Annotated in this window: 12 protein-coding genes and 1 tRNA gene; 5 read left to right on the top strand and 8 right to left on the bottom strand. The window is 72.3% G+C overall.

The annotated features are described in order from the left end of the window. Positions 1-39: 39 nt before the first annotated feature. The 5 genes from ACZ63F_RS07705 to ACZ63F_RS07685 form a co-directional block, all read right to left on the bottom strand. Positions 40-112 (bottom strand) — tRNA-Arg (locus tag ACZ63F_RS07705). Positions 113-297: 185 nt separating this feature from the next. Continuing rightward, entirely contained in the window at positions 298-1,392 is a 1,095-nt protein-coding gene (locus tag ACZ63F_RS07700) for a CU044_5270 family protein (RefSeq protein WP_469709609.1), read from the bottom strand. Then, positions 1,389-2,045, bottom strand: a complete 657-nt coding sequence (locus ACZ63F_RS07695; RefSeq protein WP_469709608.1) for an RNA polymerase sigma factor — start codon at positions 2,043-2,045, stop codon at positions 1,389-1,391. The genes ACZ63F_RS07700 and ACZ63F_RS07695 overlap by 4 nt, the downstream gene beginning before the upstream one ends. 46 nt (positions 2,046-2,091) lie before the next feature. Beyond that, on the bottom strand, positions 2,092-3,684 hold the full coding sequence (locus ACZ63F_RS07690) for an IclR family transcriptional regulator domain-containing protein (protein ID WP_469709607.1): 1,593 nt from the start codon (positions 3,682-3,684) through the stop codon (positions 2,092-2,094). A 157-nt stretch (positions 3,685-3,841) separates the two neighbouring features. Then, complete coding sequence (locus tag ACZ63F_RS07685; protein WP_469709606.1) at positions 3,842-5,068, bottom strand: M6 family metalloprotease domain-containing protein; 1,227 nt, start codon at positions 5,066-5,068, stop codon at positions 3,842-3,844. Positions 5,069-5,532: 464 nt separating this feature from the next. Between ACZ63F_RS07685 and ACZ63F_RS07680 the strand changes: the two genes are divergently transcribed. Both ACZ63F_RS07680 and ACZ63F_RS07675 read left to right on the top strand, forming a co-directional pair. Next, positions 5,533-6,183 (top strand): TetR/AcrR family transcriptional regulator, encoded by a 651-nt coding sequence (locus ACZ63F_RS07680; protein WP_469709949.1) that lies wholly within the window; start codon positions 5,533-5,535, stop codon positions 6,181-6,183. Positions 6,184-6,413: 230 nt separating this feature from the next. Next, complete coding sequence (locus ACZ63F_RS07675; RefSeq protein ID WP_469709605.1) at positions 6,414-7,952, top strand: MFS transporter; 1,539 nt, start codon at positions 6,414-6,416, stop codon at positions 7,950-7,952. A 63-nt stretch (positions 7,953-8,015) separates the two neighbouring features. On the opposite strand, the gene ACZ63F_RS07670 is transcribed toward ACZ63F_RS07675, so the two are convergent. Then, entirely contained in the window at positions 8,016-8,528 is a 513-nt protein-coding gene (locus tag ACZ63F_RS07670) for a MarR family winged helix-turn-helix transcriptional regulator (RefSeq protein ID WP_352356803.1), read from the bottom strand. A gap of 171 nt (positions 8,529-8,699) precedes the next feature. On the opposite strand from ACZ63F_RS07670, the gene ACZ63F_RS07665 reads away from it, so the two are divergent. Next, positions 8,700-9,491 (top strand): dioxygenase family protein, encoded by a 792-nt coding sequence (locus ACZ63F_RS07665; protein WP_457695584.1) that lies wholly within the window; start codon positions 8,700-8,702, stop codon positions 9,489-9,491. Between the two features lie 40 nt (positions 9,492-9,531). On the opposite strand, the gene ACZ63F_RS07660 is transcribed toward ACZ63F_RS07665, so the two are convergent. Next, complete coding sequence (locus ACZ63F_RS07660; RefSeq protein ID WP_469709604.1) at positions 9,532-10,050, bottom strand: GNAT family N-acetyltransferase; 519 nt, start codon at positions 10,048-10,050, stop codon at positions 9,532-9,534. Positions 10,051-10,289: 239 nt separating this feature from the next. Here ACZ63F_RS07660 and ACZ63F_RS07655 point away from each other — a divergent pair, with 239 nt between their 5' ends. Continuing rightward, on the top strand, positions 10,290-11,306 hold the full coding sequence (locus ACZ63F_RS07655) for a sigma-70 family RNA polymerase sigma factor (RefSeq protein ID WP_469709603.1): 1,017 nt from the start codon (positions 10,290-10,292) through the stop codon (positions 11,304-11,306). Positions 11,307-11,917: 611 nt separating this feature from the next. After that, a complete protein-coding gene (locus tag ACZ63F_RS07650; protein WP_469709948.1) occupies positions 11,918-12,517 on the top strand; it encodes a TetR/AcrR family transcriptional regulator in 600 nt (199 codons plus the stop codon). A 117-nt stretch (positions 12,518-12,634) separates the two neighbouring features. On the opposite strand, the gene ACZ63F_RS07645 is transcribed toward ACZ63F_RS07650, so the two are convergent. Beyond that, positions 12,635-13,618 carry a helix-turn-helix transcriptional regulator gene (locus ACZ63F_RS07645; protein ID WP_469709602.1) on the bottom strand — a complete coding sequence of 328 codons (984 nt, stop codon included), beginning with the start codon at positions 13,616-13,618 and terminating at the stop codon, positions 12,635-12,637. Positions 13,619-13,652: the final 34 nt, after the last annotated feature.

Genomic DNA, 13,652 nt, shown 5'->3' with positions numbered 1-13,652 from the left:
TTCGAGAGGATCAAGCCTCTGAACTGGCCCTTCATCATGTGCCCCCGGCAGGATTCGAACCTGCGACACCCGCTTTAGGAGAGCGGTGCTCTATCCCCTGAGCTACGAAGGCGGGTCTTGCGGCAACCTCGGTGGTGCTCTGGGTGTGGGCTCACCGGTGTTGTGGCAAGAGTGGGACCGCCGATGTGGGCGGCCCCTCACAGAGTAGCGGATCAGTGGGGACGGGTGGGGCCCGGCTGAGACCTCAGGGGGGTTTGGCGGGCGCCGGCCCCGCTCGGGGCCGGGGAGGGCCGGTGGTCAGGACTTCGCCGTGGGCGTCTGCTTGATGCCGTCCACGACCGTGCGCTCCAGGATCGCACTGGTGAAGAGGACGGTGCCGGGGGTGATCAGGCCGTCGGTGCCGCTGTTCCTGCGTACCTGCACCGAGCGCTCGCCCAGGAAGACATGGCTCTTCCTGTCGAAGATCCACTCCTCGCGTTCGCCGCTGGTCTCGTCGAGCCGGGCCACCGCCACCCCGTGCCGGCCCACCGCGTCCGTCGCGTCGTCGACCACGACGACCCCCGGGATCTTCGAGGCGGCCTTGAACAGCGCCGGGTACAGCTCCGCCGGCGGGTAGCTCTCGCCCAGCAGGTCGCCGATGGTCGTGAAGGCCTCCTGGTCGGGGGAGTTCCCCTGGCCCTTCGTCTCCGTGTAGATCTTGGCCAGCAGCTTGTCGGGGTCGGTGGTGAGTGTGGTGAGGTAGTCGTACGACGGGCCGTTCAGGTTCGGCTTCGGGGTGTTGCCCTGCTCGTCCGGGAGGGACAGGGTCTCGCCCTCGGGGCTCTTGTTGACGGCCGGGTCGATCAGCCAGCCCTTGGTGCCGTCCGGGGACTTCCAGACCTGCCGCGTGTGCAGCGGGTGGCTGGCCAGGGAGGACGTGCCGTCGACGGTGCGGACGTAGCTGTCGGCCGACTTGGACTCGATGTAGATGTACTGGCCGGGCCTGACGGCGGGGCGGGAGGCCGAGGTCTCGGCGGCGGCCAGGGAGATCTGGTCGAGCAGCCGGGTGACGCCCTTGGTGGTCGCCGCGCCGACGGTGGTGGTGAGGGCCGGACCGGCGTCCTGCACCCCGTTGCCGTCGTGGCCGGTGAGGGTCACTCCGGCGACGACCGCCGCGGCGAGCCCGGCCGCCGTCAGCGGCAGGGCGATCGCCGGACGGGGAAACCGGCGGCGCCGCTCCGGTGCGGGGGGCGTGGTCCGCTCGGTCTGCCGCATGTCGTGGATCTGGGCCATCAGTCGCTCCTTGTGGAACTGGTGGCGGCCCGGCGGCAGGTCCCGCGCGGTGGCGGACAGCAGCTCGGCGCCGCCGCCGTCGTCCTCGGCCGGGTGGTTCCGGGAGGTGTGCACGGTCATCGTCGTCCTTCCTGTGCGGGCCGGATCACGTGGGTGTGATCACCTCTTGTCTGTCGGGAGCGGCGGTCGCCTTCCCGGATTCCCCGAGTTTTTTCCGGCGGTGGTCCGGCGGGCGGGGCACCGGTGAGGTCGCGCAGCTTCCGGCGGGCGCGGGAGAGCCGGGAGGCCACGGTGCCGACGGGGATGCCGAGCGCCTCCGCCGCCGCCTCGTAGTCCAGGCCCTCGCCCAGGCAGAGCGTGACGACCTCGCGCTCGGGTCTGCGGAGCCTGCTCAGGGCGGTGAGTGCGGCGGCGAGGCGGTGACCGTCGTCGACGCGGTCGGCCACCTCGTCCGCGTGGTCGGGCACCGACAGCTGGGCCGCTGCCGCGGCGTTCGCGGCGGCCCGGTAGCGGCGGTTGCTGCGGTACTGGTTGCGGGCGGTGTTGGTGGCGATGCCCAGCAGCCACGGCCGCAGCGAACCGCCCTCGGGGTCCACCCGGTCGCGCAGCCGCCACGCCTCCAGGAAGGTCGCGGCCATCACGTCCTCGGCCACCGACCAGTCGGCGGTCAGCCGGAAGGCATGGTTGTAGACGGCGCGCGAGTAGCTGTCGAACAGTTCCGCGAACGCGCCCGGCTCCCCGGCCCGTACCCGGGTACGCATATGTGTGCTCACGTCACTGAGCTGTCCGGCACTCCGCACGGACTTCCCGTGATCCGGGTCACAGGGGCGGGACCTGCGTGAAACGGGACGCGATGTGGAGGTCGTCCTGGATGCGGGCCGCCGTGGTGTGCAGGGCGGGCAGCACCTCGCTCACGCATTCCGCCAGCGTTCGGCGGGCCGCGTGGGTGGCCACGTTCACGGCGGCGACCGGGCGGCCCGCCCGGTCCCGTACCGGCACGGCGATCGACCGCAGGCCCGACTCCAGCTCCTCGTCCGCCAGGGCGTACCCGCCCGGCCCGGCGAGGCCCAGCAGGGCCCGGCCGAGCGCCGTACGGCTCGCCGGCAGGCGGGTGCCCACGGTGATGTCCACCGTCAGGACCCGGCTCGCGGCCGCGACCGCCACGTACTGGATCTCGGCCGGCGCGGCGCCCGGGGCGCCCGGGACCGGAACCGCCAGCGCCGTCGGCTCGTCGAGCCGGTCCGCGAGGGCACGCAGCCAGGGGGCCGCGAGGCGGGACAGAGTGGTGCGGGACAGCGGGGGGTAGCCCAGGGACAGCACCCGGGGGGTGAGGGTGAACGCGCGGCCGTCCGCGGACACCAGGCCCAGGTGCTCGAACGTGATCAGGGCGCGCCGGGCCGTCGCCCGGGCCAGGCCCGTCGCCTTCGCCACGTCGGTCAGGGTCAGCGCCGAGCGGCCCTCGCCGAACGCGGTGAGGACCGTCAGGCCCCGGGCCAGTGACTCCACGAAGTCCCGGCCGAGTTCGTGCTTCGATGCGGTGGTCCAGACGGCGAGGCCGGCGGGCGGCGGCCCCGGCTCCGCGGGCCGCGCCCCGGCCGCGCGCAGCTCCGCCTCCATCGCCGTCACCGCCGTACGCAGCCGGGGGAGCAGGGTCTCGCGCAGGTCCGCCGCCGTGTGGCGGCTGGTGTGGCTGACCACGCTCGCCACGCACGCGACCCGTCCGGTGCCCGGATCGCGCACCGGGACGGACACCGCGACCAGGCCCGGCTCGACCAGCTGGTCGTCCAGGGCCCAGCCGCTGTGCCGGGCCTCCTCGGTCCGCGCCTCGAAGTCGTCGGCGGCGGCCGGGTTCCGGGGCGGTACGGCGGGGAAGCCCGCGTCGGTCGGATCCGCGGCGCGCCTCGTCCGCCAGGCCGCCCACTCCCGTTCCGTCCACTCGGCTGCGAACAACGCGCCGGGGGCGGTGCGTTCGGCCGGCAGCAGGTCGCCGATGCGGAAGCTGACGGACATCGCGCGGCGCCGGGTCGCCTGGTGGATGAACCGGATGCCGTCCCGGTCGGCGACCGCGAGGGACACCGACTCGTCCAGTTCGTCGGCGACCGCGTCGGCGTGTCCGTCCAGCAGCGCGGGCAGGCGCAGGGCGGCCAGGTAGGCGTTGCCCAGTTCCATCACGCGGGGGGTGAGCACCGCGTCCCGGCCGTCCTGGCGGACGTATCCCATGCGGGCGAGGGTCGCGGTGATGCGGTCCACCGTGGAGCGGGCGAGGCCGGTACGCCGTTCCAGCGCGCTCGCGCTCAGCGTCCCGCCGGCCTCGGTCAGCGCCCCCAGCACCGCCACGCCCCGGATCAACGGCGCCACCGCCTCGGCAGGCGGCTCGTGCGCCACGGGGACGGAGGGCAAGGGGGCGGTCATCTACTACTCTCCGGCTCCGGTACGACGGTTCGCGCGGTCTCGCCGCTTCGCACGCCGGTCCAGTGCACGCTGGTCAGCGCACGCCGGTCAGCGCACGCCTACCGTAAACCGTGGCCCCCTTGACCGGCGCAGGGTCCGGCAACCCACCCCGGACGGGCTACCCCCGCTCCACCCGCACCTGGTAGTTCCCCTCCCCGTCCACCCCCGTCACCTGGACCTCGATCTTGTGCGCGGGGTCCTTGAAGCTCTCGCCCGGCCCGAACGGGGCGTCGGAGAGTTCCGCCTGGACGTTGGGGCTGCGGGTGCAGCCGCCGGTGTCGCGGTGGGCGTCGTACACCTTGATCGGTCCGCGGCCCGTGTCGACGTTCGCGTCGACCTTGTAGATGAGGACGCCGGGGCGGCACACCTCCTCGTCGTTGCCGCCCTTGGTGCGCACCTCCAGGGCGTAACCGGAGCGGGCGTCGACGGGGACGAAGACCAGTTTCCGGCCGCCGGGGCGGGAGAGGGGGGCCAGCGTGTACTCGGTGCCGCCGTGCGCCGCCGCGCAGCTGACCTGGTCGGGGTCGAGCCAGCCCAGCTTCCACTTGTGCCAGGCGAGGAGGTCGTTGTCGGAGCCCCAGTCCTCGCTCATGATGTCCCAGTGCCCGACCGCGCCCCCGCCCTCCTGGGTGTAGAGGTCGGGCAGGCCGAAGACGTGGCCGTTCTCGTGGGGGAGGACCCGGTAGCCGGTGCGGGCGTAGGAACCGGAGCCGTCGTCCTGGCGGGAGTAGACGAAGGAGGCGTTGGCGACCGGCGTGCCGTCGGCGACCGGGGCGTCGCCGTTCCCGGCGAACGTCACGGACAGCACGGTGTCCAGGGCCGACGGACCGGCGTTCGGGGTGACCAGGACGTTCAGGAGGTCGTACGACCGGAAGTCCACCTCCGGGTCGGCGGCGGCCACGATGTCCTGGACCAGCTCCCGGTAGCCGGGGTCGAAGGGCGCGCCGCGCTCTATGCCGTAGTCGCTGAACGCCTTCGGCATCCGCAGCCAGTGGTCGATCGGGGCGGCGGGCTGGTAGTCGAGCTTGCCGTAGGAGGCGGTGCGGAACCAGTCCTGGGTCTGCGGGAAGAACTCGTGGTAGCGGTCGAGCGCGCTGCCCTGGCCGGGCGCGTCGGGGAAGTCGACCATCAGGGTGAGGGCGTGCACGGTGCCGGTGGAGCGGGAGTAGCCGGCGGGGGTGGGGACGCCCTCGGTCATCTGGATCTCGTGGCCGCCACTGATCATGCAGGGGCCGTAGACGGAGTTGCGGGCCAGCGCGATCGGGCCGGGGCCGGCCGGGGCGGGGGCCGCCGTGAGGTGCCCGGTGCCCGCCGAGGTGCCGACCGCGAGGATGAGCGCGGCCACGGCGGCGAGGCAGACCGCACGGCGGGGGCGTATGCGGCGGCCCGGTGGTGTCCCGCGACCGCGGGCCGGGGCCGAGCGACGGGACGACGGCCCACGCCGGCGCGGCGAGGTACGGCGGTGCATGAGGTCCGTGAGGCTCAGGAGGCCCGCGAGGGCCACGGGTATACGGCGGCGGGCGGGTATACGGCGGCTGGGCTGCGGCTGCATGCACGGACCTTTCGCGCCACGGCAGCCGCCGGTCTCGGGCTGCACCCTCTGGATCACCCTGTGTCGGCCCGGCGGCGGGCGCGCGCTGGAGGGGCCGATCGTGGGATCCGGCGGGAGCGGAAGGGTGTGACGCAGGTCACTTGAAATAGGGAGAGGGCGGGGAAATAACCGGGGACCGTTTCCCCGTTTGGAACTGTGTCCGCGCGAAACGGGGAGCGCCTCCCCGGATCGTGGAAGTCTCAGACCAGGAGTACGCCGTGCAGACCGCGACCGCCCACCCCGCCGTGCGCAAGGCACCCCGGCCCCGCGCCGACGCCCTGCGCAACCGGGAGCGGATCGTCACCGCCGCCCGCGAGATGTTCACCGAGTACGGCCCCGACGTGCCGCTCGACGACATCGCCCGCCGGGCCGGCGTCGGCAACGCCACGGTGTACCGCAACTTCCCCGACCGCGACGCGCTCGTCCGTGAGGTCGTCTGCTCCGTGATGGACCGGACGTCGGAGGCGGCCGAGCTGGCGCTCGCGGAGACCGGGGACGCCTTCGGGGCGCTGGAGCGCTTCGTGCACATCTCCGCCGACGAGCGGGTCAGCGCGCTGTGCCCGATGGTCTCCAGCACCTTCGACCGGAACCACCCCGACCTGGAAGCGGCGCGTCGCCGGTGCGAGCAGCTCATCGGGCAGCTCATGGACCGCGCCAAGGAGGCCGGACAGCTCCGTCCGGACGTGGGAGTCGGCGATGTGATGATCGCCGTGGCCCAGCTCAGCCGGCCCCCGTTCGGCACCGACTGCCTGGTCGGCGACCGCTTCGTCCACCGTCATCTGCAGCTGTTCCTGGACGGCTTGCGGGCACCGGCCCGCTCCGCCCTGCCGGGCACGGCCGTGACCATGGAGGACCTGCGCCAGGCCTGAACGACCGAGAGCGACAGCACAGTCCCACGGGGACCGATCAGTTGGGGACCGCACAACGGTCTCACCTCACGCGGTCCCTGCTCCGCACCGACCAACACACCGTCTGCGCTTCACCGATCCCTCTTTCCACCGACGTCCGGTCGACTTTCCGTCGTCCTTCAGTCGTCCTTCCGTCGTCCTTCCATCGACTTTCCGTCACGAAGTAATGAAGTCACGAAGTGGGTACCCCCATGTCTGAAACAGCCGCAAAGGCTCCTGGCGCACCGGCACCGGCCGGTGACGCCAACCGCTGGAAAGCGCTCGTCTTCATCGCGCTCGCCCAGCTGATGGTCGTCCTCGACGCCACCATCGTGAACATCGCGCTGCCCTCCGCCCAGGCCGACCTGGGCATCTCCGACGGCAACCGGCAGTGGGTCGTCACGGCCTACGCCCTCGCCTTCGGTGGTCTCCTCCTCTTCGGCGGCCGGATCGCCGACCTGTGGGGCCGCAAGCGGGCCTTCGTCATAGGCCTGACCGGCTTCGCGGCCGCCTCCGCGCTCGGCGGCGCCGCCACCAGCGGCGCGATGATGTTCGGCGCCCGTGCCCTGCAGGGCGTCTTCGGCGCCATGCTCGCCCCGGCCGCGCTCTCCCTGCTCGCCGTGATGTTCACGGACGCCAAGGAGCGCGCCAAGGCCTTCGGCATCTACGGTGCGATCGCCGGTGGCGGCGGCGCCGTCGGCTTCATCCTCGGCGGTGTGCTCACCGAGTACCTGGACTGGCGCTGGACGTTCTTCGTGAACATCCCCTTCGCCATCGTCGCCGCGCTCGGCGCGTACTTCGTCATCCGTGAGCCGGAGGGCGGCCGCAACCGCAACCCGCTCGACATCCCCGGCGTGCTCCTGTCCACCCTGGGCCTGGTCTCGCTGGTGTACGGCTTCACCCGCGCCGAGTCCGACGGCTGGGGCGACGCCACCACCGTGGGCCTGTTCGCCGCCTCCGCGGTGCTGCTGATCGCGTTCGTCGTCACCGAGACGCGGGTCAAGGCCCCGCTGCTGCCGCTGCGCGTGGTCCTCGACCGCAACCGTGGCGGTATCTACCTCTCGCTCGGCGTCGCGATCATCGCGATGTTCGGCACGTTCCTCTTCCTGACGTACTACCTCCAGGTCATCAAGGGCTTCTCGCCGATCAAGACCGGCTTCGCCTTCCTGCCGATGATCGCGGGCATGATGGTCGGCTCCACCCAGATCGGCACCCGCCTGATGACCCGGGTCCCGGCCCGGGCGCTGATGGGACCCGGCTTCCTGGTGGCCGCGGCCGGCATGCTGGTCATGACCCAGATCGAGATCGGCTCGTCGTACGCCTCGACGATCCTGCCCGCGATGGTGCTGCTCGGTCTCGGCATGGGTACGGCGTTCATGCCGGCCATGTCCCTGGCCACGCTCGGCGTCGAGCCCCGGGACGCCGGTGTCGCCTCCGCGATGGTCAACACCTCGCAGCAGGTCGGCGGCGCCATCGGCACGGCCCTGCTGAACACGATCGCCGCGTCCGCGACGACCTCGTACATCAAGGACCACATCGCGACCGCCACCTCCAAGTCCCAGCAGCAGCTGGTCCAGATGGAGGGCGCGGTGCACGGCTACGCCAACGCGATCTGGGTCGCCGTCGGCATGCTGGTGCTCGCCTCGGTGATCGTGGTGAGCCTGGTCAACGCCGGCAAGCCGGAAGCCACGCCGGTGGTCTCCGGGGACGGCGCGGAGGACGAGGTGGCGGTTCCGGTGATCGCCCACTGAGCCGCTGAGCGGCCCACCGACGGACCGTAGGGGTACCCGCACGCGGGCCTGTCCCTGAGCTCCTCAGCGGAGCCAGGGCAGGTCCGCGCCCGCTTCGTCGGGCTGCAGGCCCTCGGCGACGATCTCCATGATCTCGCCGAGGGCCTGCTGCTGTTCCGGCGTCAGCCGCTCGAACAGCGCCTGCCGTACGGCGGCCACGTGGCCCGGCGCGGTGCGCCGCAGCACCTCGGTGCCCTCGTCGGTCAGGACGGCGAACTGGCCCCGCTTGTCGGAGGGGCAGTCCTCCCGCCGTACCCAGCCGTTCTTCTCCAGGCGGGCGATGGCGTGCGAGAGCCGGGACCGGGTGATCTTGGCGTTCATCGCCAGCTCGGTCATCCGCAGCCGCCGTCCGGGTGCCTCGGCGAGCCCGACGAGCAGGCCGTAGTAGATGTGCGGCATCCCCGCGTCACGCTGGAGCTGACGGTCCAGATGGTCCTCCAGCAGGGTCGTGGCGTGCAGGTACGAGCGCCAGACGCGCTGTTCGTGGTCGGTGAGCCAGCGGCTCTGCGTGGTGGCGGATCCGGATGCCGTATTCATGCGTCCCACTGTACGAGGCCGCTCCTTGAAACTTAAACAAGTCCCGCGTAGGCTGAGCACAGAAAGCTTGAGACTTAAAACAGTAAGCTTGAGATTTAAAACAGCCGTAGCGTGAAGAGTCGAAGGATGGGGGCCGGGAAGGCAGCCCGGCACCCGGAGGGAGCCGCCGCCATGTCCGCCGCCGCACCGGAGCGCATGCCCGCCCTCTATCTGAGCCACGGCGCGCCGCCGCTCGCCGACGATCCCGTCTGGCCCGGCGAACTCGCCGCCTGGAGCGCCGGCCTCCCCCGCCCCAAGGCGATCCTGATGGTCTCCGCCCACTGGGAGGAGGCCCCCCTCGCCCTCGGCGCCGTGCGGACCGTCCCGCTCGTCTACGACTTCTGGGGCTTCCCGGAGCACTACTACCAGGTGCGGTACGCGGCCCCCGGCGCGCCGGAGCTCGCCGAGTCCGTGCGCAAGCTGCTGCGCGCCCCCGGCACCCCCGTCCAGGACATCCCGGACCGCGGTCTCGACCACGGCGCCTACGTGCCCCTGGTGGAGATGTTCCCGGCCGCGGACATCCCGGTCCTGCAGATCTCCATGCCCACCCTCGACCCGGTCCGCCTGATGGAGATCGGCCGCCGGCTCGCCCCGCTGCGCGACGAGGGCGTGCTGATCGTCGGCTCCGGCTTCTTCACCCACAACCTGGCCGCGCTGCGCCACCTCGGCAGCGGCGTGCCGACCTGGTCCTCCGAGTTCGACGACTGGGGGCGCCGGGCCCTGGAGAACCGCGACTGGGACGCCCTGCTCGACTTCCTCGACAAGGCTCCGGCCGGCCGCTACGCCCACCCGCGCACCGAGCACTTCGCCCCGCTCTTCGTCACCATGGGCGCGGCGGAGGCGGGCGGCGAGCTGGACGCGCAGAAGTCGGTGATCGACGGGTTCTGGATGGGAATGGCGAAGCGGTCCGTGCAGTTCGGGTGAGGGGAAGGGGTGCGCGGGGCCGGCGGGGCCGGCGGGACGGCTACAGCGGGCGCTCGTACCAGGCCACGTCCCAGTAGCGGCCGAACTTGCGGCCCACCTCACGGTACGTGCCGACGTACCGGAAGCCGAAGCGCTCGTGCAGCCGGGTGGAGGCCTCGTTCGGCTGCGCGATGCCCGCGTAGGCGCGGTGCACGTCCTCGCCCGCGAGGGCCTCGAAGAGGGCCGTGTAGAGGAGTGTGCCGATACCACGCCGCCCGGCGTCCGGGGCGACGTACACGGTGGTCTCCACGGACGTCACGTAGGCCGGTTTCGCTCGGTAGGGGCTGGATGTGGCGTACCCGAGAATCTCCTGTGAGTCCGCCGACGTGGCAACCATCAGGCGGTACGGGCCGTCTTCCGGGTGGGAGAGCAGCCACGGACGACGCTCTTCCGGTGTGAAGGCCACCGTGTCGAATGTGATGGACGTCTCACGAACGTAGTGATTGTAGATCTCCGTGAGGGCTACGAGGTCCCCCTCGGCTCCCGGTCTGACCTGCACCTCTGTACGTTCCGACGGCACCGCTCCTCCTCGCGTGGTCGCACAGGGTACTGCATGATCAGAAAATTCGGGGGGCAGCATGGGAATTCTGTCCGGATTCCAGTCGTTGTTTCCATCAGATGCCGGGCACTCGACGACAGTCCGAGGAGTTCCAGTAGTGGAGTTCCGGAGCGCTGCAGTCCGAGCGCCCAGCATTCGCTGAAGGACCGAGAAGGACCGACAGGACCACCCCGCCCGCCCACCATCGCAAGGGAGCACGCATGGCAACCCGTGCCGTCGCCCGTCGTCAGTCCGCCGCCAACGGCGAGACGGCCGACTCGGCAAGCAGTGTTCGCGCCCATGGCGTTCGCGGCCATGGCGGCGAGATCGCCGACCGCGATCTGGTCGGCATGTACCTCGACGAGATCGCGCGCACACCGCTTCTCGACGCCGCCAAGGAAGTCGAGCTGTCCCAGACCATAGAGGCGGGTGTGTTCGCGCGGCAGGTCCTCGACGGCGAGGAGGAGTCCGCGTCCGACGCCACCCGCGAGGAACTGGAGGCGCTCGTCGCCGCCGGCGAGCGGGCGAAGGACGTCTTCATCCGCTCCAACCTCCGCCTGGTCGTGGCCGTCGCCCGGCGCTACCCGCGCAGCGGTCTGCCCCTGCTCGACCTGATCCAGGAGGGCAACGCGGGCCTGGTGCGCGCCGTCGAGAAGTTCGACTACCGCAAGGGCTTCAAGTTCTCGACGTACGCCACCTGGTGGATCCGCCAGGCGATCACCCGCTCCATCGCCGACCAGTCCCGGACCATCCGGCTCCCCGTCCACCTGGTGGAGGAGCTGGGCCGGATCCGCCGCGTCCAGCGCGAGTTCAACCGGGAGAACGGCCGCGACCCGGAGCCCGCCGAGATCGCCACCGAGCTCGGTTCCACGCCGGAGCGCGTCGTCGACGTGCTCGACTGGGCCCGTGACCCGGTGTCGCTGAACATGTCGGTGGACGACGAGGGCGAGACCCAGTTCGGCGACCTCCTGGAGGACACGTCGGCGGTCAGCCCCGAGCAGTCCGTCCTGACCCTGCTGCGCAGCGAGGAACTGGACGACCTGATCGGTCGCCTGGACCAGCGCACGGCCTCGATCATCAAGATGCGTTACGGCATCGAGGACGGCCGCGAGCGCACGCTGACCGAGGTCGGCAAGGAGCACGGCCTGACCCGCGAGCGCATCCGCCAGATCGAGAAGCACGCACTGCTCGAGCTGAAGAAGCTGGCCCGCTCCACCGGGTTCGAGCCGGCGGCGTAAAGGGGCTGTACGGGGGCGGGGGTTCACCACGAGTGGGGCTCGCGTGACCGGTGCACGCGGGACCTCGCTCACGCCGGGGCGCGTGCGCCGGGTGGCGAAAGACGGCGCAAACATGGCGCGGTACCGCCGCTTCACGGCTCCGCGTGTAGGGAACAACCATCCAGGGCCGGGGAGTCGGGGTCCAGAGCGCACCACCTCCCGTGGGGCCTATGGCTCCTGACGGCGCGACAGCCGCAGGCGGGGCCACGACACCCTGACGCCCGGCCTGCCCACAAGCCACGTCCCGACGCACCATCCCCCCGGCGCCGGGACTCTCCCAGAGCCGGGCTCCGGCGCCCATCCCCCCCGGGTGCCGGAGCCCGGCTCCACCTCTGCCGCTCCGCCTCTGCACGGCGCGGGCGGCGGGCCGCGTTTGCCGGGATCCGGCGCCGCCGGGCATGCTGAAACGGTGGTTCACCCCGTACCTGAACCACGGGGTGAACCACCGGATGGCAGATTCTGCCACAGAGGCATAGCCTGCCGAGGTGAGCACCCCCAGCACCACCGGCAACACCCCCATGCAGGACACCGCCCACCTCTCCCTCACGGAACGGCGCAAGGCGGAGACCCGCATGGAGATCGCCCGGGCGGCCGCGGGCCTCTTCGTACGGCGGGGCCTGCGGGCCACGCGCGCCGAGGACATCGCACAGGCCGCCGGCATCGCGCCCCGCACGTTCTACCGCTACTTCGCCACGAAGGAGGAGGCGGTCGCCCCGCTCTACGCGGCGGGCGCCCGCCGCTGGGCGGAGGCGGTACGGTCGGCCCCCGCCTCCCTCTCCGTCCCCGAGGCCCTCGAACACGCCGTCCGGCACACCCTGACCCCCGGCGCCGGGGTCTCCGCGGCCTCCTGGGAATGGGTCCGCACCCTGATCCACCTGGCCGACGCGAGCCCGGCCCTGCGCAAGGTGTGGGCGGAGGTGTGCCAGTCCTCGGACCAGCTCCTGACGTCGATCCTGGCGGAGCGCACGGGCGCGGGCGCCTCCGGCGCGGCCGCCGCCCCGCCGGCCCGCCTCCGCTTCGCCGCGGCGGTGGCCGGTGCGGCGGTCAGGGTGGCCGTCGAATCCTGGGCCTCGGGCACGGCCGCCCCCACGGGGCCGGAGGGCCCGGCAGCCCTGGCCCTGCAGAACCTGGCGGCGCTACGGGGGTTCGCGTGGGAAGGGCCGGCCGCGTAGCGGTTGCGATCCGGCCGCGGCCGCGTGGGGGCTGGTCGCGCAGTTCCCCACGCCCCTTACGGGGCTACACAGCTGCGGGCAGTCGTGCCGCAGGGCGGCGCGCCCCCCGGCCCTCACTCACCCGCACTCCTCACCCACCCCGGCCCGGCTCATCCGGCCCCCCAGCTCCCGTACGCACGTCACCAGTTCCGCAGGCTCCCGGACCACGAACTCGCACCCCACCATCGCCAGCCGCACCGCCAGCCACTCCACCGGATCCCCGGTGTCCCCCCGCACCACACACCAGCCCGCGCGTCCTTCCTCCTCCACCGGCGTCCCCAGCCACGCCGGCAGCCGCGCCCCCACCTCCGCCACCGACCCGGCGAACGCGACGGCGAACCCGTACGTCTCCTGCCGCCGCTGGATGGACCGCCGCAGGAATTCCGCCGCACTCCCCGTCGGCATCTCCCGCGGAGCGAACCGCGCGCCGGTGGCGAACGGCTCGCTCACCCGGTCGACCCGGAACGTCCGCCAGTCGTCGCGGTCGAGGTCGTACGCCACGAGGTACCAGCGCCGTCCCGTCGACACCAGCCGGTACGGCTCCGCCTGGCGCCGTGTCATGCTCCCGTCCGCCGCCCGGTAGGCGAACCGCAACCGCTCGCGTCCGGCGACCGCCGACGCCATCACGGTCAGCGTCTCGGGTGCGATGCTCGCCCCGTCCCCGCTGGTCAGCGGTGTGGTCGCGGCCTGGAGCGTGGTCACCCGATGCCGCAGCCGGGCCGGCAGCACCTGCTCCAGCTTCGCCAGCGCCCGCACCGACGCCTCGTCCACCCCCGCCACGGCATGCCCCGCGCCGGCCCGCAGCCCGACCGCGATGGCGACGGCCTCCTCGTCGTCCAGCAGCAGCGGCGGCATCGCCTTCCCCGCGACCAGCCGGTACCCGCCGTCGGCCCCCTTGCTGGCCTCCACGGGATACCCCAGCTCCCGCAGCCGGTCGATGTCGCGCCGCACGGTACGCCGCGACACCCCGAGCCGGTCGGCGAGCTCGCCGCCGGGCCATTCGCGGGGCGTCTGGAGAAGAGACAGGAGCTGCAGCAGCCGTGCCGGAGTGTCTGTCGTCATACGGACGAGGATGCCGTACCACTAGGACAGGATC

The sequence above is a fragment of the Streptomyces sp. NPDC104761 genome (assembly GCF_055583445.1).
The sequence above is the reverse complement of the archived record's forward strand: the minus strand, read 5'-3'. Positions and strand labels throughout refer to the sequence as shown.